Origin of the sequence: Treponema zioleckii, from assembly GCF_014737315.1 — a bacterium.
Lineage (GTDB): Bacteria > Spirochaetota > Spirochaetia > Treponematales > Treponemataceae > Treponema_D > Treponema_D zioleckii.
Genome location: NZ_JPUF01000008.1, coordinates 20,154 through 45,504, shown reverse-complemented (window position 1 = coordinate 45,504; position 25,351 = coordinate 20,154). Strand labels below are relative to the sequence as shown.

Annotated in this window: 17 protein-coding genes; 11 read left to right on the top strand and 6 right to left on the bottom strand. The window is 42.2% G+C overall.

Going from position 1 to position 25,351, the window contains the following annotated elements; genetic code table 11:
• Positions 1 to 10: 10 nt before the first annotated feature.
• Complete coding sequence (locus JI65_RS03510) at positions 11 to 1,771, bottom strand: subtype A tannase (protein WP_191013996.1); 1,761 nt, start codon at positions 1,769 to 1,771, stop codon at positions 11 to 13.
• A gap of 155 nt (positions 1,772 to 1,926) precedes the next feature.
• On the opposite strand from JI65_RS03510, the gene JI65_RS03505 reads away from it, so the two are divergent.
• Positions 1,927 to 2,835: a LysR family transcriptional regulator gene (locus JI65_RS03505; protein ID WP_191013995.1), complete on the top strand. Its 909-nt coding sequence runs from the start codon at positions 1,927 to 1,929 to the stop codon at positions 2,833 to 2,835.
• Between the two features lie 43 nt (positions 2,836 to 2,878).
• Here JI65_RS03505 and eno read toward each other — a convergent pair whose 3' ends face one another.
• Positions 2,879 to 4,198, bottom strand: a complete 1,320-nt coding sequence (gene eno / locus JI65_RS03500) for a phosphopyruvate hydratase (RefSeq protein WP_191013994.1) — start codon at positions 4,196 to 4,198, stop codon at positions 2,879 to 2,881.
• Between the two features lie 279 nt (positions 4,199 to 4,477).
• On the opposite strand from eno, the gene JI65_RS03495 reads away from it, so the two are divergent.
• The 3 genes from JI65_RS03495 to JI65_RS03485 are packed head-to-tail and all read left to right on the top strand — an operon-like array spanning position 4,478 to position 6,437.
• Complete coding sequence (locus JI65_RS03495) at positions 4,478 to 5,179, top strand: iron-sulfur cluster assembly scaffold protein (RefSeq protein WP_191013993.1); 702 nt, start codon at positions 4,478 to 4,480, stop codon at positions 5,177 to 5,179.
• A gap of 17 nt (positions 5,180 to 5,196) precedes the next feature.
• Entirely contained in the window at positions 5,197 to 6,234 is a 1,038-nt protein-coding gene (locus JI65_RS03490; protein WP_191013992.1) for a GGGtGRT protein, read from the top strand.
• Positions 6,235 to 6,254: 20 nt separating this feature from the next.
• A complete protein-coding gene (locus tag JI65_RS03485; RefSeq protein WP_191013991.1) occupies positions 6,255 to 6,437 on the top strand; it encodes a PspC domain-containing protein in 183 nt (60 codons plus the stop codon).
• A gap of 1,097 nt (positions 6,438 to 7,534) precedes the next feature.
• Here the strand turns inward: JI65_RS03485 and JI65_RS03480 are convergent.
• Positions 7,535 to 8,599: a sensor histidine kinase gene (locus JI65_RS03480; RefSeq protein WP_191013990.1), complete on the bottom strand. Its 1,065-nt coding sequence runs from the start codon at positions 8,597 to 8,599 to the stop codon at positions 7,535 to 7,537.
• 29 nt (positions 8,600 to 8,628) lie between these two features.
• On the opposite strand from JI65_RS03480, the gene JI65_RS03475 reads away from it, so the two are divergent.
• A complete protein-coding gene (locus JI65_RS03475) occupies positions 8,629 to 9,270 on the top strand; it encodes an ECF transporter S component (RefSeq protein WP_340138426.1) in 642 nt (213 codons plus the stop codon).
• Here the strand turns inward: JI65_RS03475 and JI65_RS03470 are convergent.
• Positions 9,246 to 9,848 (bottom strand): response regulator transcription factor, encoded by a 603-nt coding sequence (locus tag JI65_RS03470; protein WP_191013988.1) that lies wholly within the window; start codon positions 9,846 to 9,848, stop codon positions 9,246 to 9,248. The two genes, JI65_RS03475 and JI65_RS03470, sit on opposite strands and share 25 nt — an antisense overlap.
• A gap of 147 nt (positions 9,849 to 9,995) precedes the next feature.
• On the opposite strand from JI65_RS03470, the gene JI65_RS03465 reads away from it, so the two are divergent.
• From JI65_RS03465 to JI65_RS03450, 4 genes are all read left to right on the top strand, one after another.
• Entirely contained in the window at positions 9,996 to 10,901 is a 906-nt protein-coding gene (locus JI65_RS03465; protein ID WP_191013987.1) for a leucine-rich repeat domain-containing protein, read from the top strand.
• 213 nt (positions 10,902 to 11,114) lie between these two features.
• Positions 11,115 to 11,636, top strand: coding sequence for a hypothetical protein (locus JI65_RS03460; protein WP_191013986.1), 522 nt, complete (start codon positions 11,115 to 11,117; stop codon positions 11,634 to 11,636).
• Between the two features lie 504 nt (positions 11,637 to 12,140).
• Positions 12,141 to 12,830, top strand: coding sequence for a DUF4912 domain-containing protein (locus JI65_RS03455; protein WP_191013985.1), 690 nt, complete (start codon positions 12,141 to 12,143; stop codon positions 12,828 to 12,830).
• 165 nt (positions 12,831 to 12,995) lie between these two features.
• Entirely contained in the window at positions 12,996 to 14,588 is a 1,593-nt protein-coding gene (locus JI65_RS03450) for a 1,4-alpha-glucan branching protein domain-containing protein (RefSeq protein ID WP_191013984.1), read from the top strand.
• Between the two features lie 192 nt (positions 14,589 to 14,780).
• Here the strand turns inward: JI65_RS03450 and JI65_RS03445 are convergent, their stop codons facing one another.
• Positions 14,781 to 16,085 (bottom strand): UPF0164 family protein, encoded by a 1,305-nt coding sequence (locus JI65_RS03445; RefSeq protein WP_191013983.1) that lies wholly within the window; start codon positions 16,083 to 16,085, stop codon positions 14,781 to 14,783.
• A 285-nt stretch (positions 16,086 to 16,370) separates the two neighbouring features.
• On the opposite strand from JI65_RS03445, the gene JI65_RS03440 reads away from it, so the two are divergent.
• Together JI65_RS03440 and JI65_RS03435 are read left to right on the top strand one after the other, a co-directional pair.
• The gene (locus tag JI65_RS03440; protein ID WP_191013982.1) at positions 16,371 to 19,526 is read left to right on the top strand and encodes a hypothetical protein; all 3,156 of its coding nucleotides are present in this window, start codon (positions 16,371 to 16,373) and stop codon (positions 19,524 to 19,526) included.
• A 26-nt stretch (positions 19,527 to 19,552) separates the two neighbouring features.
• A complete protein-coding gene (locus tag JI65_RS03435; protein ID WP_191013981.1) occupies positions 19,553 to 24,436 on the top strand; it encodes a SpoIIE family protein phosphatase in 4,884 nt (1,627 codons plus the stop codon).
• Here JI65_RS03435 and JI65_RS03430 read toward each other — a convergent pair.
• Positions 24,408 to 25,166 carry a DUF8091 domain-containing protein gene (locus JI65_RS03430; protein WP_191013980.1) on the bottom strand — a complete coding sequence of 253 codons (759 nt, stop codon included), beginning with the start codon at positions 25,164 to 25,166 and terminating at the stop codon, positions 24,408 to 24,410. The two genes, JI65_RS03435 and JI65_RS03430, sit on opposite strands and share 29 nt — an antisense overlap.
• Positions 25,167 to 25,351 lie beyond the last annotated feature (185 nt).

Genomic DNA, 25,351 nt, shown 5'->3' with positions numbered 1-25,351 from the left:
TGATTCAGAATCACGCTTTGAGGCAGTCTTTTATCCATTTGATTAAATTTTCAGTGGAGCTTCCAGACCGTTCTGCTTCGGTGTGATAAAGTCCCCAGACTTCTGTAAAATCAACTGATTTTACTTCGTTTCCATAGTTTTGAAGTGCGAGTGCATAATCTAGTTCCGTGCTTATGGCTGTATCCCCCTGGAAGATTCCTGCGTGAATTCTCCAGAATTTTGCGACTTTTGCAGTCTTGTAGCCTGAATAAGCCGGGCTTAGATAATACATTGGGTTGTACATATTGCTTCGCTCTTCCATAGAAGTTCCCAGAGAATCCTTTTTTGAAAGATCTTCTTTGTAGTTTGCTGCAATCTCTGGATTTATCGTTTCAAGAACTTTTGCCATAAACGAATCAAAATGTGCGCCATTTCCGTCTCCAAAACCAAAGAGTGTGTTTTCTGGCTGGCTTTTGCTCATATCATCAAAAGCTCCAACATTTTTTTGAAGCTGCTTCACATTTCGCATGAACGCTTCTACGCTTGTGATTTTTGTCGTATTAGATTTTTCATCATACAAAACCCACTCTTCATTGGCATTCAATGCGCTGATATATTCCTTTGCAGAATTGTAAGTTTTGCTCAAATCCACGTTGCCGCTTTTTGTTGATGAATTTCTGCTCACTCCGTCCAAATCTTCTGCAGAAAACTGTGGTCTTGCCATTCCGGCAGGTCCTCTTGGTTTCCAGTCTGGCGGGAGCATCATGTTTTGGCCAAGAGCTTCCTTCTGTTTGCTTGCGTTGTATGGAAACTTTGTGTCAGAAAGAAAGTTGTTGAGTGAAGTTTCGATTACTCCCTTTAGATAGTTGTAATAAGTTCCTGCGTGGTAAAGACCGTCTTCTGATTGCTCCAAAGTAAGAAGGTTTCCGTTTTCATCTTTTAGGCCGAGTGAATTTATGTAAAGCGCGAATTCTTTTGAAAGCCCTTCAGAAATCGTCTTGTTTTCTTTGCTGAGATTTGTGCGGGCAAGGCCCAGTTCCCATTCGTATGCGGCATCTGCCACGTTCAGGTTTGTAATCGGGCACCAATCCATGCTGCCGAGGATTGCGTCGCTTTCGCTCATTACAGCCCCGATTTCCTGCAAGTACGGCTCGTATTCAGGAGCGTCTCCTGTTGCACCCATGAGCGCACTCTGTGCTCCGCCACCTGACATTCCATAAGTAAAGTAATTTTGTGTGTTTCCAGGAAGATTTTCTTTGTTGTAGCGGACGTATCGGATTGCGGCCTTAAAGTCCGTTACGCCGGCAGGAACACCAGAATCGCGGCCTTTTGCACCTGCGTAAACGAATATAAAACCTTCGTCAGTGTATTGTTTTACATCGTGAGTGTAGCTTACCGGGGCTTCAAGAGCGGCATAACCCGGAGTCTGAATCGGCATTACAAAAGGTGCATTCTTTGAAGAAAAACCCTGCACGGTATTTTTGCTGTTGATTTTTACAGTAAAAGTTCCGTCGCCGTTATCGCTTCCGTCAAAATATGCGCCTGGCACAAACAGACCGAGGGTTTCGTATTTTGTGTCAGCAGGATTTGCTGCATATTCAAGTCCCAGCTGATAATAAACATCGTCATCGGCATTGTAGAGCCATTTTGACATATTGATTTTTGGAAGCGTGTTTTCAGAATTTGTGTTTTTTTGAGAAGAAGCACAGCTTGTAAAAGTTGACACAATGCCAAACGAAAGTGCAAGTGCCAAAGCCGAACTTGTTTTTTTGATAAAAGAATGTAAGTTCATATTGTTACCTCGCTAAAAATGATTTTCATTGCAATGTTCATAATGAAAGTATATTCAGCTCGAAAAAATAAGTACAATGCCAATTTTTAATCGGAGTATAACTTTTTTGCATACTGTGCTATAATAAAAACGCATGATTGCTCAAGGGGAAGTTTATGTTTGAATTACACCAGATAAAACAACTTGTAACCGTTGCTGATTGCGGAACGATTTCAAAAGCCGCTGAAAAACTTAATATAACGCAGCCCGCTTTGAGCCGTTCTTTGCAAAATCTTGAGTATGAATTAAAAACTCCGCTTTTTGCCCGCTCAAAAAATAAAGTTTCCCTTACCGAAACAGGAATCCATGCCGTTGAATTGTCAAAAGAACTTCTGAACCAAGCTGAACTTATGCTAGAAAAAATCCAGCAGTTTTATAAAATTCACACAAAAATGATTATTGCTTCTTGTGCACCCTGCGACATTCTTTTTCAGCTGCGCGATTTGGTTTGTGAATGTTTTTCAGGGATTGAATGTGAAACAATTGTTGATGATGAAAATGAAATTTTGACAAAACTTTCGCAAGGAATTTATCACATGGCGCTTTTTTCAGAATCCCAAAAAAACGATGATATTATTCAGATTCCTGTAATGAGCGAAAAATTGTTCGCTATGATTCCTGAAAAGCATTTTTTGGCGTCAAAAAAAGACGGGATTTTTTTTAGTGACATAAACGGAGACGCGGTTATTCCCTTTCCGTTAAAAGGGCACTGGAACGACCTGCTTGCGCAAAAACTTCCCGATTCTCAGCTTTTGTATCAGTCAAACGTTGAATCTTTTGATAAAGTTGTTCATGCCTCGAATTTGATAAGTTTTGAGTCTGACCTTCTTACAATTGATATTGCAAATCATGTTCGGATTCCGATTTTAGACCCGGAGGCTCAAATTACTTACCATTTTGCAATTCTAAAATCCAACAGAGAGCAATTTGCAAAGTTAATGCGGAAAATAAAAGAAAATGGGTGGAAGGGACAAAATCAAATTTTTAAGATGATAAATGAAAAGAATGATGCCCAAAAAGTCTGAAAATCGTATGCAATGAACTTTCTGGGCATCCGCTTGTTTTTCTTTACTTCAATTTTTTGTAGCCGTATACAGCTGTGTCTCCAAGCTCTTCCTCGATGCGGATAAGCTGGTTGTATTTTGCCATACGGTCTGTGCGGCTCATTGAACCTGTCTTAATCTGGCCTGAGTTTGTCGCAACTGCGATGTCGGCAATTGTTGTGTCCTCGGTTTCGCCTGAACGGTGGCTTGTGACTGTTGTGTAGCCGTGGCGGTGTGCCATTTCGATTGCTTCAAGAGTCTCTGTGAGCGAGCCAATCTGATTTACCTTGATGAGAATTGCGTTTCCGGCTCCCATTTTGATTCCTTTTTCGAGGAATTTAACATTTGTTACAAAAAGATCGTCGCCAACGAGTTGGCATCTTCCGCCGATTCGCTCTGTGAGCTTTTTCCAGCCTTCCCAGTCGTTTTCGTCAAGTCCGTCTTCGATTGAATCGATTGGGTATTTTGTAATCAGCTCTTCAAGGTAAGCAATCTGCTCGTCGTCAGAGAGGCACTTTCCGTTCGGGTCTTTTGGAGTTCCGTTTGAAAGCTCTTTGTAGTTGTAGAAGAATTTTCCGTCTTTTTCGACAGAGAACTCAGAAGCGGCACAGTCCATTGCGATTTTTACGTCTTCGCCAGGTTTGTAGCCTGCGTCTTTGATTGCCTGAACGATTGAATCGAGAGCGTCATTGATTCCGTCGAATTTTGGAGCGAATCCGCCTTCATCGCCAACGGCAGTTGAAAGTCCGCGGCCTTTGAGCAATTTTGCGAGTGCATGGAAAACTTCTGCTCCCATTCTGATTGCTTCTTTTTCTGATTTTGCACCGACCGGGCGAATCATGAATTCCTGGAACGCAATCGGAGCGTCTGAGTGAGCACCGCCGTTGATGATGTTCATCATCGGAACAGGAAGAACATGTGCGTTTGCGCCGCCGATGTAGCGGTAGAGAGGAATGTTCAGTGCTTTTGCGGCTGCCTGAGCTGTTGCCAAAGAAACACCAAGAATTGCGTTTGCGCCCAGTTTTGATTTTGTCGGAGTTCCGTCGAGGGCGAGCATTTTCATATCGATTGCGCGCTGCTCAAAAACGTTCTCGCCTTTGAGGGCTGGTGCGATGATTTTGTTTACATTTTCAACGGCTTTAAGAACGCCCTTTCCGCCGTAGCGGGATTTGTCACCGTCGCGAAGCTCAAGAGCCTCGTTTTCGCCTGTGCTGGCTCCCGAAGGAACTGCGGCACGGCCAAGAACGCCGTTTTCAAGAATTACGTCTACTTCAACAGTAGGATTTCCGCGCGAGTCAATGATTTCGCGACCGATTACATTGCTGATTGCAATTTTATTCAACATTTTGTAAAACCTCCAAAGAAAAATGAAAATTATGGCTAATGATTTTAGTTAGTATTTGCTAACAAAAGTTAGTGTATTACTTATTTGTTCTCGTGTCAATTTTGATTGAAAAATTTCGATAAAAGCTATAATCTTTAGTTATCGAGAATTGGTAAAACGATTTCTAAAAGGAAATGACTAATTATGGCTAATGAGTTCTAGCAGGTTTGCTGGCAGATAATTCTGCAATTTCCCTTCTGACACGTTTTCCATTCACATTACAATTTTTAGGAGAATCCTATGAAGTACACTGCAGAAGTGGAACACATGTGTCCACTAGCAAAGGGCGCTTATCACGGTCCAGCTCCAATTCCAGAAGAAGGTGAGTGGATCCAGGCAAAAAAGATTGAAGATATTTCTGGTTTTACACACGGTATTGGTTGGTGTGCACCACAGCAGGGAGCCTGCAAACTTTCTTTGAACGTAAAGAATGGTGTAATCGAAGAAGCTCTCGTTGAGACAATCGGATGTTCTGGTATGACTCACTCAGCTGCTATGGCATCTGAAATCCTCATCGGAAAAACTCTTATTGAAGCATTGAACACAGACCTTGTTTGTGATGCTATCAACACTGCAATGCGCGAGCTTTTCCTCCAGATTGTTTACGGACGCACACAGTCTGCTTATTCAAAAGACGGTCTTAAAGTTGGTGCTTCTCTCGAAGACCTCGGAAAGAACCTCCGCTCACAGGTTGGAACAATGTTCGCAACACGCAAGACTGGTCCTCGCTACCTCGAAATGACAGAGGGATACGTTGAGCAGATTGCATTGGACAAAGACAATCAGATTGTTGGATACAAGTGTATCAACTTCGGTAAACTTATGGATGCTCTTAAAGCTGGCGTAGATCCTAAAGAGGCAATCGAGAAGGCTAGAACACACTATGGTCGCGTTACAGAGGATCAGGGTGTTGTAAAATTCATTGACCCACGCAAAGAGTAACTTAACAGGAGAATACTATGGCTTTATTTGAAGATTATGAAGGAAGAATCCCTCAGGTTAACAAAGCTCTCAAAGAGTATGGTTTCTCTGAAGGTGAAAAAGGATTGAACGAAGCTCTTGAGCTTTGTAAAGCACGTGGATTTAATCCTTATGAAATTTGTCAGTCTACACAGCAGATTTGTTTTGAGGACGCTAAATGGGCTTATGTTCTCGGTTCTGCAATTGCTATTAAAGAAGCAGAGAAGACTGGAGACAAAACTGGTTCAGCAGCAGCTGCTAACATCGGTAAGGGACTTCAGGCATTCTGTTTGCCAGGTTCTGTAGCTGATGACCGCAAAGTTGGTCTCGGACACGGAAACCTCGGCGCTCGCCTCTTGAGCGAAGAGACACAGTGCTTCGCATTCTTGGCTGGTCACGAGTCATTCGCAGCTGCTGAAGGTGCTATCAAAATCGCAGCTAACGCTAACAAAGTTCGCAAGAACAAGCTCCGCGTTATCTTGAACGGTCTTGGAAAAGACGCTGCTCAGATTATCAGCCGAATCAACGGATTCACATACGTTCAGACTAAATTCGACTACTTCAACGGAAACGGAACAGACAAAGCTCTTACAGTTGTAAAAGAAGTTCCATACGGAAACAACCCAGACCGCCTTATCGTTAAGTGCTACGGTGCTGACGACGTTCGCGAAGGTGTTGCAATCATGTGGCACGAGGATGTTGATGTTTCTATCACTGGAAACTCTACAAACCCAACTCGCTTCCAGCACCCAGTTGCAGGAACTTACAAGAAAGAGCGCTTGCTCGCTGGTAAGAAATACTTCTCTGTAGCTTCAGGTGGCGGTACAGGACGCACTCTTCACCCAGATAACATGGCTGCAGGTCCAGCTTCATACGGCTTCACAGATACTCTCGGACGCATGCACTCAGACGCTCAGTTCGCTGGTAGCTCATCAGTTCCAGCACACGTTGAGATGATGGGCTTCATGGGAATGGGTAACAACCCAATGGTTGGTTGTACTGTTGCTTGCGCTGTTGCAGTTGCTGGCTCATTCTAGTTTTTATGAGGTAAGCCAAAATGAGTTCAAAACGGCTTTATAAGTCACAGAATAAAAAATTATGCGGTGTTTGTGCTGGATTTGCAGAGTATTTTGATGTGGATCCCACAGTCGTGCGTATAATTTGGCTTGTGTTTACATTGTGCGGTGGCTCAGGTGTAGTGGCTTATCTTATAGCGGCACTTCTAATGCCGGAACGATAATAAAAACAAAAAGGCACTTCAATTTGAGGTGCCTTTTTTTATGGATAATTTTAATCGTCGCACTACTCACCGTGCTTCGACTCCGCTCAACCACCGTGCATTTTTAATTTATCTGTGTCACATCCGTGTCCATCTCTGTTTATCTGTGTCAGTGGAAACGCCAGAAATTCAATTTGCAAATACAAGTCAATTTGTGCGTTTCCCGCAAGTTTTGACAAGCAAAACTCGCGCTTTGGTGTATGGGCTTTCAGTAGTTCACAAAACGCGGCGGCAAGGAGAGCCGTGTTTTGTGAGTATGGTCTTGTTGCTCGCGCACCGCTCGCAACTTTTGGCGGGATGATTTGTTCTCAATTTTCATCTTTCGCTCATCTGTGTCAAAACCAGCAAGTTTTCCGTTTCTGTGCTCGTGCGTTGACAATTAGGTAATAGTGGACTAGGATATAAGAAGAAAGGCAACCAAAGTTACGGTTGGTCTTCATACTAATTAGGATTTACCCTTACGGGTACAACCGCTTAGTGGATCAGACTAGGCGGTTTTTTATGCTCTTTCGCTTTTTTGAGTGCGAAGAGGCGGGGTTACCAAGCAGGATAACCGAGCACTAAAAGCACTGCGATTATCACTGAAATCATAAAGATTCGTTTCACCGCACGCCCTCCCAGCCTGTAGGATATGGCAATCTCCATACGGAAACGCCACTGGAGCCAGAAAGACCAACCGCCAACTTTGTCGGAACTCGAAAAAGTTCCTATGGTTGCGTAATTTTTATATCGGCACGGTATAGGCGATTCTTGAAATGCCGGTGTTTTAGCCGTGTCGAAACCGTGGAGCGACAGCAGTTACTTTGTGCTTCGTTAAAGCAGTTTTTGTTGCTCGCGCAACGCCCGCAACTTTTAGTGGGGAATTTGTTCTCAATTTTCATCTTTCAGTTTTCCATGAGATTACGTGGTTGTGGTTTCGATACGCTTCGCTACTCAACCACCGTGCTTCGACTACGCTCAACCACCGGACGTTTCAATTTATCTGTGTCCCATCTGTGTTTATCATCGTTCATCTGTGTCAAAAAATAACAGCCCACTTTTCAATTTTCCGCTTTCCATTAAAACGGCACGATTATTGTTACTTGCGTTCCTTCGTCTTTTTCGGAATTAAAAGAGATTTCGCCTTGGATGTTTTCAACACGGGTTATAATGTTTTTTAATCCAAAATGATTTTTCTTTTTTAGGGCGGATTTTAAATCAAATCCTTTTCCGTCATCAGAAACAATAATTTTAAAGTTTTTTTCATCAAAAGTTCTTATTAGCACCGTTATGCTTTCTGCCTCGGCGTGCTTTATTGCATTCGTAAGAATTTCCTGCACAATGCGGTAGAGATTCAGATTCTTGTCCTTTGCGAAAGTTTTAAAAGTTCTGTCATTTTTAAGTTCTTCCTGAATACTCAGGATAATTTTTATGCCGCTTTGCTTTTTTAAAAGTGCGCACAGAGAAATCAACGCTTCAAAAATTCCCTCGTTCAAATCGGAAGGGGTGAGGGCGTAACAAGTATTTCGCACGTCGCTCGCAATTTTTTTGCAAATCGTAATTGATTCTTCATCTTCTAGACGAAATTGCAGCACTCGTAAATCCTGGCAAACCGTATCGTGAAGCTCATTTGAAATTCGTTCGCGTTCCGATTCCTGAGTTTTTATCATCTGCGTGGCGAATGCCCTGCTTTCTTTGCGGCTTTTTGACGTAAAAAGATACAGAATAAAAAACACGAGAGACGTGCTGACTGTAAAAATGATTACAAACAGCAAGAGTCTGTAGGAATAATAAAACTGTTCGAGCTGAAATTTTACAAGATTCTTTTGCAAGATTTCCCAGCGGTGAACGTTTTCTGAAATTTTTTGACGGTCTCGTTCATCAATTCCAGAACGAATATTTTGATAAATTTCTTTTGCCTCTGGAAAATAATAAACTACAGTATCGGTTGGCTCAGCCTTTTTTACTTCCTCGTAAAAGTCTTCAAAACGTGACTCAAAATCACTCTCTGCTGCCGATTCGCATTCCTGCCATTTCTGAGTGAGTTCTTCTGGCAGAATTTTTTCTGTCTGTTTTTGAGCCGTATGGCAGAATCCGGAAAAAGTGAGTGCTGCAAATAAAAGAAATGTCGAAAATTTTTTCATCTCTAAAAAGATAACACATTATTCTATAAATGTGGTATATTCACAGAATGAGTTTCCAATTTGATTTAGCAAATCGGAAGAGTGCTATTTTTTTTGTTTTAAGCATCCTGTGCGGGTTTTTAGATTACATTATTTGTGACTTTGTGGCATGGGTGAATCATCTGCCTCTTTTTTGTGACACGATTTTTATAATGGCTTTGAGTTTTTTTGCGGGACCGTGGTGGGGAGTTCTTGCGGGTTTTTTCTATCATCTGATTGATTTTTTATTGAACTGGACGCTGGAACTTGGGCATTTGTTCATGCTTTGTCATTTTCTTGCGGCTCTTACGGCCGGTTATTATTACCGCTACTTCATAAAAAAAACTGATACGAGCCTTGCGATTTTTGTAAAGCTGATAGTTTTGAGCCTCGTACTCTGTTTTGTAATGAGCATTTCCGGCGGAATTATAAGCTACATTTTGAGTTTTATAGAAGCGTACAATGAAGCGAGCAGCCAGACTGACTTTCTTGCATTCTTGTGGCAGAACAGCATTCATTCAAGGTTGATTCTTTTGATGGCAGTTCGCATTCCTGTGAACATTGCAGACCGATTCATCTGCACGTTTGCCGCCTGGGGCGTGTTTTTGGTTGCGCACCGGATTCCGTTTTACAAAAGCTGGCTGAGTTCATAGCGGTTTTTTACATTGAATTTGTCAAAAATGCGCGAAACGTAGTTTTCAACGCTGCGTTTTGAAAGATTCATACGTTCGGCGATTACCTCGTTTGGAAGATGTTCGGCAATCAAATCCAGAAGTTCCCGTTCCTTTTTGGTGAGCGTTACAAGAATGCCGCTTACAGACATCATGTCGGGAATCAAATCTTTTTGAATGTAGGTTTCGCCGCGGGAAACGGCACGAATCGCGTCCAAGATTTCTGATTTGTCGGCATTTTTAGAAAGAAAGCCTTTGATTTTGTGTTCCATTGTTTTTACGATAAAGCCCGCGTTTGAATACGAAGAATACATGAGGCACTTTACGCCACGCGCCACAAGAAAATCTGCCGCGTCAAAGCCGCTGTCGCTTTCAAGTTTTATATCAATCATGCAGACAAGGTTTTCTGCTTCAAAACTGCCCGGATTTTCAAAAACTTTTTCAAGTTCAGCCTTGCTCTTGCAGGAAGTCGCAATTCGAATATCGTCAGTTTCAGAAAAAACTTTCTCCAGTCCAAAACTAATCATTTCATGGTCGTCAACACTGATTACGTCAATCATAGTTTTATTGTATTTAATCGCCTGGTAGAAATCTATAGAGAAAACTCACAAGTTTAAAGTGAGTTTTTACTGACTACAGAAAAAATCCTGAATGATAGAATCTTTCAAAAAAAAGTCGGCGGACGAAAAACGCGGAGGACATTTTAAATGAAAAAGATTATTTTGACAGTCGGCGCGATGCTGGCTATGGCTTTTACTTGTTTTGCGGCAACGCCTGAAAAGTATTTTAAATACGATTTGGCCGGCAAAGCAATTTTGAACACGACCGGACTTAAAGGTGATTATATCTGCATTACTGATGTTTATGATGATAAACTTGCGGAAGACGGCATTACAGAAATTGAATTTCCAAAGGAAATTGAAGGTTTGAAAGTTATTGCAATCTGCGGAAAAGTAGATGATTTTGGAAATGTTTATGATCTGTCTATTGGTGGCAGTATCAAAGCTGTAATAATTCCTGAAACATACGAAATTGTAAATTGCAACTTAGATGAGAGTACGACAACTCAGTTTACAGGAACAACAACAAGGCCTCTTTATTTTGGTGTAAGGCCTTATTCTGATCCAAAATATACTGATGTAAAAGGACATGCTGTAATAAACGGCGGTCTTCCGCAGGCGGGCAGAAAAGTTTATTTCCCTCAAAGCACGACTTTTTATGACGCAAACATAAAAATCAACGGAATTGAAACATTGACAGTAAGAAAAAACTGGATTTTTGACTGTAGGGTTCAGCAATCAAACGGTTATTCTTATGTAAAATCTGACAGCATTACGGAGCTGAAATTTGAAGAGGGCTGCGTGAATGTATGCAGATGGAAATCGCCAAAACTTGCAAAAGTGACTCTTGCAAAATCCATAAAAGAAATTGTTGCAGATGCTTTCAGCGGAAACAGTAATCTTTCAGAAGTAGTGGTTCCTGCAGGTGCAAAATATAGCTATCCTAATGCATTGATGATGGGCATTATTGAAAGCAAAGCGTTTTCTGGATGCTCGCTCGGCATCAAAGCAAAATCTGCAATCAAAGCAACTGGTTATACTGGCGAATTTTAATCATTTATCGTTTTTGTTAAAAAATAGTGGTGATTTTTAAAATTCTGTTGTAGTATAATCAGAGAAGTCATTTGGTTAATGGAATTCCATGAACTCGATTGATTGTGTTTGAGACTGTCGAAGTGCAAGTTGTGTTTCGTCAGTCTCTTTTTTGCGTTAGGCTTGTTGGGAAAATAAAACTGTAATGGTTTCCTAAAAACTTTGGCGGACTTTATGGCAATAGATATTGATGCAATACAGGAAGTTTTTGATAAGCAGGTAAAGAAATCGGCTAGCTCTCATGCGGAAATTATGACACAGGAAAAGCCGAAAAATGGAGTGGCTTCGTTTAAAATCAACGGATGGACTCTCTATTCTTATGAAAAACTTCCCGCAGAACTTGACTCGTATGCAAAAACAGCCCGGTCAAACGGAATTGACGCTCTCGGTGAAAAAACTGACGCTGAACTAATAAAAGAAAAAAATCCGCTTCTTCGGGTGATTGCAGAAAAGCAGATGGAAAATCACATCTACCGAATTTATCTTGATTACAGGTTCGGTTCAATCAATCGGCAGATTCTTATGTGCGATGAAAAATGGATTTGTGTTTCAGAAGGCAACGTAGGCGAGCTTATGGCCTATGCAGAATACCTAAACACCAACGAAAAATTCGGCGCTTTTGAAAAACTTGAAAAAATCGGGCCTCTTGGAATTAATTTTGTGTCGGAGAAATGCATTATCTGTCCGCTGGTGTAAATATCTGAAATAAATTCAGCATGACCGTCTTTCTTGTACTTGAAAGTTTGTCATTCCGAACGCGTTTCGGAATCTTTTTAATAGTACAAAAGCAGATGCTGAAACTCGTTCAGCATGACGCAAGTTTTTTAGATAATCTTTCCTGCAAGTTTTCCCGCCAAAGCACGAGTTTTTCCGTGAAAATTCTTGGAAGAGCAAAAACTAACCCGTATACAAAGATTTTTTGCGGGAGCAAAAAATAAGGTTGACTTACAAAATGAGGCTCTCCTTGCCGCCGCATTTTGTGAACCCTTGCAAGTTTTCCCGCCAAAGCACGAGTTTTTCTCTGAAAAACTCGTGGGAACCGCAAAAACTAACTAAAACTCCAAAAGTAAACTTCTGCGGTTCCTTCTTTCCTTTTTTTAAATTTATGTTAAAAATCCATGCAGTTGGATTTCAAAACTTATCAATTTTTTAAATTGATTATTTCATAAAAAATTGCCGAAGATTATCAGAGAAATATTTATGGAAACAAAATTTTTATCTAGATCCTATTTAGAGACCCTTTCTTCTGCCGATTTAATTTCGCTTGCAGATGATTATGGAATTGATATACCGGATGACTTGAACCGCCGTTTTATTATTGGTGAGCTTCTTGAAGTTGCTGAGGAACTTAAAATGGACGAAGAAGGTTCTTCTGCAGAAAACGAGATGATTGAAGCTGATTCTTCTGTGACGGAAGAAAATATAGAACTGCCAAAGTCGTATAACGAAAGCCGAATCTCCGTCGTTCTCAGAAATCCTGCGTGGGCATTTGTTTATTGGGATATAAAAGAGACCGACAGACATGATATTTTAGGTTCTGAAAAATTCAAGCATCTTCTTTTGAGGGTTTCATATTTTGAATCGGAAGAAGCTTTGATGCCTGTTGAATCGTTTGACATAAAAATTGATAACGAAGACAGAGAGCAGTACGTTCTTCTTTCAACGTCAATGCTTTCTGATAAAAAAAATAGCTCTCTTAAAAAGTTTGTTCGAATGGATATTGTTGCGGTTTTTTCTGACAAAACTACGGACAACCTTGCAGTTTCTCGAAAAGTCGAACTCCCAGAAATCCCGGAAATGCTTTCGATGGCATTGCCGGGACGCGACCTTGACGTCCCTCCTATTTTGGAGCTTTCTGGAATTAAGGAACTACCTAAAAAAACACTATGAAACTTACAGACTCTCTTTTTAACCTGAAAGTTAGTGTTTAAGGTGATGCGCTAAAGTTGGATTCAACTTTAAAAATTGCAATCAATTTGATTTTTATTTTTAGGGCTGCCCTAAAATCATTTAAATATAAATTATAAAAAAACGGCAGTAAAACGGAGATGAAACATGGCTGATAAAAATTTGGCTTTTTTGGTTATTGGACATCAGGGATATATCAGACACATAGAGGATGAGAATGCCTATGGTCTTGAAAATGACATTCTTTTTAGTTCAATTTCACAGACCTATCTTCCTCTTCTTGATATGCTTCATCGGCTTGAATCAGAAAAACTTTCTTTTAGAATATCGCTTGTTCTTTCTCCGACATTGTGCGAGCTACTTGCGGATCCAATCGTGCAGCAGCAGTATATCGAATGGCTTGATAGAAAAATTTCTCTTGGCGAAAAAGAGCTTGTTCGTTGTGCAGACAATCCTGAACTTTTAAAAAACGTAAAAAATTGCCTTTTAAAAGCTAAAAAAAACAAGGAAGATTTTACAGAAAAATACAATCAGAATCTTTTAAAAGAATTTTCAGATTTTGCCCAAAAAGGATTCCTTGAACTTTTGGCGACTTGCGGAACTTATACGTTCTTGCCTCATTACTGTGATATGCGGGAAGTTCTTAACGCTCAGGTTGAGGCCGGACTTTATTCCCACCGAAGATTTTTTGGCACGGCGCCGGACGGATTTTGGCTTCCGTTTATGGGATACGCAAAGGGAATTGAGGAAGTTCTTGCGGCATACGGATTAGGCTACACGATTATTGATTCAAACGGATTTTTCCTTGGAAAGCCAGTTCCTAAAAAGGGAATTTTTGCGCCGGTTCGCTTTGAGGGCACTTCTTCGTTGGTTCTTTTTACGCAGGACGCAGAGACTCCGGAAGATATTATTGGCGAAAACGGATTTATGAGAAATCCGGTTTATCTTGACGGAAAAAAAGATATTGGTTTTGAACTTTCTGCCAACGAGTTGACCGATTTTATTGCCGAGGGTGCCGCTCGTATTCCTACCGGATTCTGTTATTGGGCAAAAAAAGATGATTCTTGTGCGATTTATGATGCTGACGCGGCTATGGCGCAGGTAAAAGCAGACGCTGAAAAATTCGTAAAGTCAAAGAAAGAAAAACTTGCAAAAGCGCATGAGATTCTAAACGAGAATGTTTCGCTTGTTTGCACTGTTGACGCTGAGGTTCTTGGCCGCGAATGGGTGGAAGGAATCGATTGGCTTGAAAACGTAATCAGAGGGGCGATTTCTGGTGATGACAAAATCGAATTGACCGGTTGTGGCTCACTTTTGGGCGACCGCTATTCCCTTGAAAAGGTGTCTCCGTATCCTTCTGCGGCATTCGGCGGTGCTTACGGTGAAGATTTGCTCGACAGCACGAACAACTGGATGCTCCGATACACAAGAAAGATGAGCGAGCGAATGATAGATTTGTCTGACAGGTTCCCTACGGATACAGGGCTTAAAATCAGGCTTTTGAATCTTGGTGCAAAGGAACTCATGCTCGCTCAGAGCTGTGAGTGGGCAATGATGATTCACAGGGGCGTTTTCCCTGAGTATGCGGCTGAGCGCTTTAAGGAAAGCATAAAGTCGTTCATGATTGTTTTTGATGCTCTTGGTTCAAATACAGTAAGCACAGAGTGGCTTACCAAGCTTGAAAAGAAGCATGTGCTTTTCCCATGGATGAATTTTAGGATTTTCTCTAAGAAACGCTAAGTTTTTAGAGGCTCTCTTTTAGTTACTTTGATATAGATTCCCGCGTTAAGCGCGGGAATTTTCAATAATCTTGATTTGCTATCAATCCGAACTTATTTTGGAATCCCCGTACTAGTCAACGAATAATAATTAACCGTCATTCTGAACCCCACGCAGCATAGTTGATACGGAATCTTTGTTCTGTTTAGAGTTTTATTTGTAAACCGCACCGTAGTTCTGAATTTCGTCTAGGGCATTCCTTGCGTCCAAAAAGTTTTGCGCAGCTTCAAGGGCTTTCTTTGCCGGGTCAAATCTTTTGTCTATGGAAAGGGCTTTGTTAAAATATTCAATAGATTCTTCCAATTTTCCCTCAGAATACAAAAATAAGCCTTGTGTGTAGTAGCTATCAACTTCGTCTTGAAGTTTTTTTCTTCCCTTGTCGCCGAATTTTATTTTTGCGGAAAAGCTTATGTGATTCACTGGATTTACGGATGAAGTTAAGTCAAAAGTGTAATTTACGTTCATCTGGATTTTTTTGACTTCAAATTCACTTCCAAGGCTGATTCTCGGATTTCCTCCCTGCAGCAAGAATCCGCTTTCGAAGGCAAAGAATTTTGTTATGCTGATTTCGAGGCCTGTGCAAGCGGACCATTTTCCGCTGGAAGAGAAGTCTTGAAGGTTTACAGGCTGCCTGAATTCCGCGCTGAGCAAAATCGGGCTTGCTGGCTTGTATGAAAATCCCACGCTGACTCTTGTGGGCAAGGCATCGTCCAAGGTGAGTGAATTTCCGAATCCTGTGATTCCCGCTCCGATATTGTTGAGCGAGATTCCGAACTTTAAGTTGGGTTCTCTGTCGCTGTAGAATTTTCCTAGGTTGAATCTTAAAAGAAGACCTGCATCAATCATAAAGGCTAGGGCAGATTGTTCAAGGCCTGAGCCTGAGATTATTTCGTCGGTCTGGTCATTTGCGTAGTCCGGCATATTTCGGAATGAAAGTCGTTCGTTCACGCCGATTGCGATTCCCTTAAAATCGTATCCTGCAAGAAAGTTGTAGGATTGGTTCAGTGTTAGCGAGGTTTCGCTGTAGTAGCTTCCGGCGACTTTTTCGCCAAAAAGGTTGTATTCCGTGAATGGCACGTAAAAGCATTTTAGTTGCGCTCCGTAGCCAAAGTGTCCGTTTCGTGACGTTATGGCGAGCGTTTCCATTGCGGAATCGGCTATCCATGAGTTATGGAAGGCTGCGGCTTCGGATTCTAAAAGCACGGAACTTGCGGCTGCGTTGTAGTCAAAAAAAGTGATGTCGTCCGCGAGGGCTGTGCATGCGCTTCCTAGGCTTTCAGCCCTGCCTCCTGCTGGAATGTTGAGCGAGCGGAAGGTGGTTAAGCCTTCGTTGTCGTCGGTAAAGGACGAAAAAACGTCGCTAAGCTCGTCCTCAAGGCTTGTAAGGTCAAGCGAAAAAAGTTGAGCGGCGCTGAATGAGAAAAAAATGATTGCGGAAAATAAAATCGATTTTTTCATTCTAATTAGAATTTAAATTATCGGTCTGAATTTGTTAAGTGGTAAACAATATTTTTTTTGCATTACGAATTCTTTATCAACTTGCACCAAAAAGATTCATCATTCATCATTCACAATTCATAATTAGTCATTCTTTATTCTTCCTTAACGCGAGTGCATAAAACGCCGATAATCGAGGGGAAGGACTCTGTTGGAAAATTTTTATGGTATGAAGGTTTGCTGTAATTTTATAATGCAGTTGTCCTAAAGTCCTTTGTTTGATGTATTCTATTTGTGACTTCCAGAATGAGATTTAAGAAAATTCTGTTGGCTTTGTTGATTCTCTTTTTTTGCGCTTTGAAAATTTCTTCTCAAAGCGACGGGCGAGTCATGTCCTTGCGGGAAATTGACGCTCTAATCGAGGCTAAAGAATACAATCAGGCTTTGCGTGAACTTTCTGGATATATGGCTGTGCATCCCGGAGATTTTGACAGGGCGCAGAAACGGGTCGAGATTATTTTAAAAGCCAGACGTGAATTTAACAAAAAGGCTAAGAATCTTGTTGATACGATGGTCGTTGACAGCGAAGACGAAATGCAGACTGACATTGAAAAAATGGAAATCATTGCGGAGCTTGAGAAATCTGAAAAGCATCAGAGTGAAGAAGCTGTTGAATTTACGAACAAAGCTCGCCGAACTGTTGCGGACGCGTATTACATCAATATTTACAACATAATTATGAACGATGGTAAAAAACTCGTTGACGATGAAAAGTACGTTGAGGCTGTTGAACGATTCGCAGAGGGAACGAGAAAAAAACGAAACGACACGGACAAATTCTTTGCGGGTGACCAAGAAATTCCGGTCACCTATGCCGATGACATTACGATTCCGGTGGACGAAACTCTTGATGAAATGGACGGGCTTCTTGAATCTTACGAAAGGCTTTTAAGAAATGCTCGTGCGGACTACGAACGTTTTATGGAAGCCCTTGAAACGAGTGATTTTGATGAAGTCAGTCTTGCACTGCAGAATGTAAAGGAATCGTTTTTGGATTACGCGACTCTCAGAAATTCCTTAATTGATGATGTTAGAAAACTCCGCTCCCTTGGCGAAAAGGCAAACGAACGGAATCCGGAGCTGCACGGTTCGAACTATATTACGTTTGCGCTGGGATTTGTAGTCGGAAGCAAAAACTCTCCTGAACTTGGAATCATTGGTGCAATGGACACTGGTTTTTGCAAAATGGTCGAATCCATGAAAGACGGAATATATGAGGTGGTGCGCAATAATTTATCATCATATCCTCAGAAGAATTCTATTGATAATATTTTTGACAGCGATGACAAGGCTTTTGAAAACGAAAAGGCGGATGTGATCGAAAAAGTAAAAATTGCTCCGTTCGGAAAGGACGTTCATGCGCTTTACGGGCTTCTCGAAAAAGAAGACCATTCGACTCAAAATGGCAAAACGAAAAATTACGGTGAGTCCCTTGATTTTGCCGTCAAGTTTGCTGAAACTCTGGGGAATGCAGTTTCAAACGCGAAGAAACTTGCGGATTCATCACTTAAAAAATACGATTCAAAAGATTCTTGGGCAGTTTCGGAGATTGAATCGAATCCTTCGAGCATTGACGAGCATATTGTTATGGCTCAGCGTTACGAAAAAATTCTTGAGAACGCAAAAAACGAGGAATTTATTTTAAAAGAAAAAAATCGGGAAGACTCGTATTTTTTGGCGGACCACAAAAATGACGAAGCTTTGGAAGGTCTTGCCGCCAAGGATTCAGTTCTTGATTTTAGAAATTTGATTGATTATTACGCTTCTGTGAACGAAATCGCCGACGAGGTTGCGAGAAAAAATTCCCAGGGACTTTGGGGCGGTCTTGCCCAGGGGTTTGGAATAAAATCTGATGAAGTTTACGAAAAATTTGAAAAAAAATATTCTGAGACAGAAAGACTTTTAAACGGTTCTGACTCGGCAAAAGAATCTGGCGCGAACGCAGAAAAAGATTCTGAAACTGAGGAAGAAGAAAACGATGCTGTTGAGATTGTCAAAAAATATCCGCAAGAAGCGAAAGAGTCCGCTGAATCGATTCTTCAAGAAATTTCCTCCCAGCAGACGACTTTGCGCAGTTGGAAAAACACGCTTGCTTACGGCGAGAATTACCGCGGAGAAATTCCTGAATACGCTTTGGGCAGCGACAAACTTGACGAGAACATAAAAAAAATTGCAGGCGTTGAAAGTCGGCTAAAATCTTTGATTTCAACTGCAAACGCTCAGATTGTGCTTGCAAAGAACAGCGAAAACGAGGGCCGTCGTTATTACGAGAGCGCTCTGGCGGCTCTGAAAAACAAGGAATTTGAGCAGGCTGACGACTTTTTGCAAAGCGCGCAGGCAAGTTACACGAGTTCTCTCGACATTCAGTATTCGGATGAACTTAAAAAGTCCAGCGACGAAATGCTTGCTTCGTTGAGCGAGAGAATTATGAGTGAATGGAACGATGAAATCTTGCGGCAGGTTCGTTCGCTTATGAACGATGCTCAGGATAAATATTATGATGGAAATTTTTCTCTTGCAAAAAATTCCCTGGTCCGCGCGCAAAATCTTTGGGGAAAGACGCAGAGCGAGCCTAACCGCGAAATTGAGGATATGCTTGATTTGGTGAACACGGCTCTTACCGCGAAAACTGGTCGGCAGCTTTCTGTTTCTGACCCGCTTTACTCGGACATGTCCCAGCTTCTGACGCTTGCAAATCAGTATTACGAAGAAGGTAAAAAACTTATTGCGCAAGGAAAACGCGACGAGGCTCTTTTGATTCTTGAGCAGGCGGTTTTAAAAATCAATGCGTTAAAGCAGATTTATCCGCTTAACGAAGAAGCCGGTATTCTTTCGCTAAAAATCGAGCAGCTTACCGACCCGGAAAAATTCGAACGCAGTTTTGGGGACAAAGTTCGGGCGGCAAATGCAATTCCTTCGCGCAGTGCTAAGCTTGCCGAATTGCAGAACTTGTACGCGATAAATCCGAATTATGCCGGTTTGCAAAAATCGATTTACGACCTTGAAATCGAGCTTGGAATCAGGAGTAAGCCTGTGGACAATTCGGCTCGCGACCGTTCGCAGCAGCTTTATCAGCAGGCATTGAGCATTTATAACTCGGCTAACGGAAATCAGGCTCAGCTTAATCGGGCGGTAAGCCTTCTTGATCAGGCACTGTCGATTTATAACCGAAATTCCCAGGCTCAAAACCTAAAAGATACGATTAACCGAAGACGCGGTGCTACGGCGGTTGCAGTTGTTTCGGTAGATTACGAGCAACTTTACCAGCGGGCAATGAGTTACGCCGCAAACGGAAAATATCGTCTTGCAAAAAAATATATGGATAAACTTTGGGCTTACCCTGTGGCTCAGCGGGTAAAAAAGTACAGAGACTTAAAAACCTACATTGACAACAGACAGTAGTTAGGAAGAATTGAGGAAAAATTGAAATGAAAAAATTAATCATAAAACTTAGCTTTGTGTTCTCGATTCTCGCAACGGTTTTTCTGGTTACGGCTCAAAGCGCAAATTCTGTTTACTGGGATGTTCCGAGCGCCGTTACCGAAGTAAATTCCTGGTTTCCGCAGGCAGTGAGCAACGGTGATTCTTCGTTCGTATTTTTTGAGGAAGTGAACACCAGCACTCATCAAATTTGGATTTCGATGGTTAGCCGGCAAAAAGGTTCTTTTGATTGGACGGCCCCAAAAAGAATTCACTCCGAGGCGATAAAATATTCTGGCGAAGTTCCGGACATTTTTTCGGTGGCGATGAATAAAAAAGGCACGATTGCCGTGGCGGTTCTTGCGGCATCCAATGCGTCAAGATTTTATTCTGTCGGCGTGTACTCTTCAAAGGACATGGGAAAAACTTTTGAGTACAGCCAGCTTCCTCGCCAAGAAAAAGCCGTAGTCGGTCCGAGAGTTTTTGCGGCTTCTACCGGCGGATTTATGCTTTTTGCTTCTCTCGGTGAAAGTTATGCAAGTTCTGACGCGACGATTGCACAGCGCGGATACTTTACGCTTCTTTCTGCCCGCTCGTCAAACGGAGTAAAATGGTCAGCTCTTTCGCCGTTCGCGCCGTCTGTTAATCTTACGAATCCTTTTGTTCCGTATCTTGTGCCGGTTAATGGCGGCGACCTTGTTGTGATGCAGGGAAAAAATACCGTAAGCGAAAAATTCCAGCTTTATTCCACGGTGAGCCGGGACGGGCTTTCTTCCTGGACGGAACCTAAACTTGTGACCGGAGAGAACTCTTTTCCTTTCGGGACTACGGCGGATTACACGGCTTTTCAAAATCAGCGTCCAGCTCTTTTTACGAGCGGAACTCAGACTTACATTGCGTGGGAACGCTCTGACGAAAATTCAGAAAACTCAAAAATCGTCGTTGCGAACATAGATTCTTCTGGCGAACTTTCAAACGTTGAGAACGTAACTTCAATCGGAAATGCCCGAAGGCCAACTTTTTACAGGCACGGCGGGAACGTCCATGTTTTGTGGTTCGATAATCGCAATGGCACCGACGGAATTTTTACGGCACACAAAACGAGCTACAGGTGGTCAACACAAACGCTGGTTTCCCGAAAATTCAATTCACGATTCGCTTTTCCGCTGTTTTTTCAAGACCAAAAAGAAATCGGTTATGTTTGGCAGCAGAGTTTGAGTAACGGTCAGCAGAGAATCTACGTTCTTGAGCGGGACCACAAAGTTTCTGCACCAAAACTTACGGCGGTAAGCTACACAGAAGGCAAAAAAAGTTCTTCGCAAAAGGCAAGCGCGAAAGTCACTTTGCCGGAAGACCCAAGCGGAATTGCGGGATTTTCGTGGATTTTTACGAAAGATTTGGATGAGAATCCTGAAAAATCAACGAGCCCGTCAAAAGGTTATTATAATTCGGCAAAAGAACTTACGATTACGGACAGCACGCCCGTTTACGACGACGGAACTTTCTATTTTAAGGTGCGCGCGCTCGACAACGCTGGAAACTGGTCTAACCCCGCAACTATTTCGTATTTGCGAGACATAACTCCGCCTTCCGCTCCAAAAATCGACGAGATTCAGACCGATAAATTTGGCTTTGCCGCGTCAAACGATTTGACTTTTTCATGGGAGCCTTCTGAAGACGATGACGACGTTGCTGGCTATTCGTGGTCGCTTACACCGGTTGCGGGCCTTCAAAAAAATCTTGCGGTGAACAGAACGCACAGAATCAGAATGTCGGACTCTCAGGTTGAAAACATTGTTGGTGACTTGATTACGAAAAATATTCCAAAAATCGACAGCGTAAAAGAGCCTCCCGCAAAAATTATGACGAGCAAACAGAGCGTAAAAATCTCGAACTACGAGAACGGCCTTTACGTTCTTTCCGTGAGCGCGATTGACGGCGTTGGAAACCGTGGACAAGCAAAAAAGACTCTCGTGCTTTTGAACAAATATCGTCCTTCAACAAAAATTCACAGCGTTACGAGCCGAAAAGACGAAATCGGGCGGCTGTACGTTTCGATTACGGGCGAGAGTTTTTTGTACGACGGAACGATTTCGGAAGTGATTCTTACGGGGCTTGACAGCGGCGCAAGGTTTGTTTTTACCCAAAAAAGCGGTGAATTCAAGGTTCTGAGCGACGAACGGCTTTCCGAAATAAAAATCGATGACATTAAGGCCGGGCGGTATTCCGTTTCTGTTCGCCACACCGACCGCGGGCTTACAAAGTGGAACCGAAATCTTACGGTGAACGTTAGCGGCACTGTAAAATATGAGCCTACTTACGAATTTGAACATGAATGGCGGGTTATTCCGCACACGGACTATAAATATCTTTTGGAGCTTGAATACGTTCCTCTGTGGATTTTGATGGCGCTTTCTATTTTTGGTGTGATTGCCGCCGTAAAGGGACTTTCTAGCACGGCGAGGGAATCGCTAATCATCAAAAAAGAAGTGCGCGCGCTTTTTACAGGAGATTTAATGCCTATGGAAAAGAAAGAATTGCAGCTTGCCCTTAAAAAACGAGGAATGGGCTTAAAGCTAAAACTTATGACCTTCACCACGATTCTGGTTCTTGCGATCGTCTTTATGGTTTCTGTTCCACTCGGTTATACGATGATTCAGACGCAGGAACGCTCTCTTGCAAAAGGGCTTAAAGACCGAATCGACATTATGCTCGAAAGTATGTCTTCTGAGACCCGAAATTATCTTCCTGACGCGATTTCTGGAGACGGAAGTGACATGGCTCTCCTTCGTTTGCAAGAAATTCCTACTCAGACCGAAAAAGTGAGCGAATTCAATTACGCAACTATTGTCGGTCTTCCTAAAGACGAAAAAATGACCGGAATTGATTTTGTGTGGGCTTCGAACGATGCGGACATTGCCTCAAAAATCGACACTCCGATGCTGGAAGCCGGAAAGTCAAAATACAAGCTTTTTAGCGACGACTTGAATTCAAAAATCGACTCGCTCAACAAAGAATCAAAATTGCAGGTGAATGAACTTGCAAAAAAAATCAATTTGCTGAATGCCGAGGCTGAAACTGCAAATGACGAGCGGCTTGAAGAAATTGAAGGATTTATAAATAAATATAATACCGAGATTTCGGTGATTCTTAACGGAATTGCGAGCAATGGCGGCGGAAGTTACCCAATTTACGGTACCGAGCATCTTGACCGCTCGAACAGAAATTATTTTTTCTACAAACCTGTCATTTATCGTCAGGGCGCGGACACCGAAACTTATGTTCGTGGCCTTGCGATTATGAACGTTTCTACCGACGAGCTTATTGATTCTGTCGAGCTTGCCGCAAGAAGAATCATGTATATTTCCGGCGCTGTTGCGGGGCTTGCAATCATAATCGGAATCATCGGTGCGCTCATAGTTTCTTCGATTATCGTAAACCCAATAAAAAGGCTTGCCGTTCACGTGCGAAAAATCGGCGACGTTCAAGACAAAGAGGAACTTGAAGGCTATGAAATAAAAATCAAGAGCCGCGACGAAATCCGCACACTCGGCGACACCGTAAACGATATGACGCGCGGACTTGTAAAAGCTGCGAAAGACGAGAAAATTGCGGCAAAAATCCGAGAGGAAAACATTAAGACTCGCGAAGCCGCGGCAAAAGCTCAGGCAGATGCGGCTCAGGCACGCGCGCACGCGGCAGAGATTTTGGAGCAGCAACTTGAATCTCAAAAAATGGAGCTTGACGGAAAAGCCGTTCAGCAGGCTTTGATTCCGCTTGACGCTGGCGATATGGAAAAAAAGACCACTGCGAGCTACACGGACAAAGAAATCGACCTTTTCTGCTACTATGAAGGCTCTGACAGCGTTTCTGGCGACTTTTTTGACTATAAGAAACTTGACGAGCGTTGGTACGCTGTAATTAAATGCGACGTTTCTGGCCACGGAATTCCTGCGGCGCTTTTGGTTGCCGTAATCGCCACAATCTTCCGCGAATATTTTAACGACTGGAGCTACAAGAAAAACGGAACGCGAATCAATGAACTTGCCGCAAAACTCAACGAGTTCATCGGCGACTTGGGCTTGCGGGGCAAATTCGCAACCCTTCTTATCGGTCTTTTCGACTCCAAAAACGACGAAGTTTATCTTTGCCATGCGGGAGACCGAATCGTTCATCTTTACGACTCTCAAAAAAATGAGCAGCTTACGATTGAACTTGACACAAAAGAGTCTGGAATGCCTGCGGCCGGTCAGATTGACCAGTTCATGGTTGATATGAAGGGTGGCTACAAAGTCAAAAAATTAAAATTGAAGAAAAACGATATTCTCTTTTTGTACACTGACGGCATTGAGGAGGCTCAGAGTTATTTTAAGGACGAAAACTTTCAGAACCGAAAGTGCGGTGAAACTAAAAATCTGAACAAAGACGGACTGCACATAAATCATAATCCTGATGAAGAATACGAAGAATTCGGAAATGACCGAATTAAGGCGATTGTTGAGTCCGTGTTCAACAAAAAAGGCTACAGACTTGTTCGCTGCCATCCTCAGAATCCGAACGAGAATCTTTATTTTGATTTTTCAAAGCTTTCGGGCAACGTTGACGACATGATTATGGCACTCGCTTCGGTTGAAAAAGTGTTTAGAATGTACAAGCGTCCCGATGCCCACGGAACGGTTACAAAAGATGATAAAGGAACCGTGCGCATTGACGGCGATGGTATAAAAGTTGACCGAAAAATCGACGAGTTCCTTAAAAAAACGTTCAACGGCTACGATTTTTATTGCAGCGAAAAGAGCGACATTGGCGACCCGAACTACATTTACTACACTGGCATAAACGAGGACAAACAGGCCGACGACCTTACGATTTTTGCGGTAAAGAATTTGTAGCCGGCAAAACTTTGTACAGCCGGCGTGGCTTTTCCTGCACTGTATCAAGAATTCCCATGCGGGTAAAAAGCCAGATTAAAAGAGGCGCGTATTTTGCGTCTGTTTTTCTGCCGGTAAAATCATAAATCGCGTTTATCAAATCAAGCTGCCTGAAAGGTGATTCTTGAATCTGGATTTCTTTCGGAATCAGATTTTTATAATCATCTTTCGTTCGGTAGAATTCTTTGCGCAGTATTTTTTCGAGTTTTTTTTCCATGGGAAACCAGTTTTTCAAGTGCCGTCTGCTGCAATTTGTAAGTTGCACCGGCTCCGCCGTAATTCGTCTTTCTTCCGAAACCTCAACGTAAAGAATTTCAAGCGTAAAATTCTCGTGGGTAAGATACGGATAGATTTTTGTGAGCCCCCGAAGAATCGAATAAATCGACTTGTGCTGCGGACTTTTTTTTCGCGATTTTAACGTTCCGTCTGGAAGATACATTTCGATGAATTTATTTTCCACAATTGGATGCACTACTGTAACTTTCTTGCCTTTCTCCAGCAAAAAAGCAACCTTTTGCGTCAGCGCGGAAATGTTGGAAGTCTGAATTTCAATCACATCTCCGGCCTCGGTCATAATGTCTGCAATCCATTTTGTTCCTTCGATTTTAACCTCGGTCCGTGCTTCAGATTCCAGCGCATATATTTTTTTGAGCGAAAGATGCAAATCTGTTTCGTTGTAAGTATTAATCATATTTCTCCCACCAGCAAACTTAAAAAGCCGAGTGCATGACCATCAATAATATTGCAAGTTGATTAAAAAGTTCAATTTTGAGTTTTGACAAAGCCTGCCTTTTTTTTAAACGTTGCAACGAACGAACAAAAACGGATTTTGCGGTAGTTCCGATATTTTTTGCAGAAATTCTACAATGGATACTT

What these genes read in the sequence shown, in the direction of transcription:
- JI65_RS03510 (WP_191013996.1), bottom strand. Translation starts at nt 1,771, where the DNA reads ATGAACTTACATTCTTTTATCAAAAAAACAAGTTCGGCTTTGGCACTT.
- JI65_RS03505 (WP_191013995.1), top strand. Translation starts at nt 1,927, where the DNA reads ATGTTTGAATTACACCAGATAAAACAACTTGTAACCGTTGCTGATTGC.
- eno (WP_191013994.1), bottom strand. Translation starts at nt 4,198, where the DNA reads ATGTTGAATAAAATTGCAATCAGCAATGTAATCGGTCGCGAAATCATT.
- JI65_RS03495 (WP_191013993.1), top strand. Translation starts at nt 4,478, where the DNA reads ATGAAGTACACTGCAGAAGTGGAACACATGTGTCCACTAGCAAAGGGC.
- JI65_RS03490 (WP_191013992.1), top strand. Translation starts at nt 5,197, where the DNA reads ATGGCTTTATTTGAAGATTATGAAGGAAGAATCCCTCAGGTTAACAAA.
- JI65_RS03485 (WP_191013991.1), top strand. Translation starts at nt 6,255, where the DNA reads ATGAGTTCAAAACGGCTTTATAAGTCACAGAATAAAAAATTATGCGGT.
- JI65_RS03480 (WP_191013990.1), bottom strand. Translation starts at nt 8,599, where the DNA reads ATGAAAAAATTTTCGACATTTCTTTTATTTGCAGCACTCACTTTTTCC.
- JI65_RS03475 (WP_340138426.1), top strand. Translation starts at nt 8,629, where the DNA reads ATGTGGTATATTCACAGAATGAGTTTCCAATTTGATTTAGCAAATCGG.
- JI65_RS03470 (WP_191013988.1), bottom strand. Translation starts at nt 9,848, where the DNA reads ATGATTGACGTAATCAGTGTTGACGACCATGAAATGATTAGTTTTGGA.
- JI65_RS03465 (WP_191013987.1), top strand. Translation starts at nt 9,996, where the DNA reads ATGAAAAAGATTATTTTGACAGTCGGCGCGATGCTGGCTATGGCTTTT.
- JI65_RS03460 (WP_191013986.1), top strand. Translation starts at nt 11,115, where the DNA reads ATGGCAATAGATATTGATGCAATACAGGAAGTTTTTGATAAGCAGGTA.
- JI65_RS03455 (WP_191013985.1), top strand. Translation starts at nt 12,141, where the DNA reads ATGGAAACAAAATTTTTATCTAGATCCTATTTAGAGACCCTTTCTTCT.
- JI65_RS03450 (WP_191013984.1), top strand. Translation starts at nt 12,996, where the DNA reads ATGGCTGATAAAAATTTGGCTTTTTTGGTTATTGGACATCAGGGATAT.
- JI65_RS03445 (WP_191013983.1), bottom strand. Translation starts at nt 16,085, where the DNA reads ATGAAAAAATCGATTTTATTTTCCGCAATCATTTTTTTCTCATTCAGC.
- JI65_RS03440 (WP_191013982.1), top strand. Translation starts at nt 16,371, where the DNA reads ATGAGATTTAAGAAAATTCTGTTGGCTTTGTTGATTCTCTTTTTTTGC.
- JI65_RS03435 (WP_191013981.1), top strand. Translation starts at nt 19,553, where the DNA reads ATGAAAAAATTAATCATAAAACTTAGCTTTGTGTTCTCGATTCTCGCA.
- JI65_RS03430 (WP_191013980.1), bottom strand. Translation starts at nt 25,166, where the DNA reads ATGATTAATACTTACAACGAAACAGATTTGCATCTTTCGCTCAAAAAA.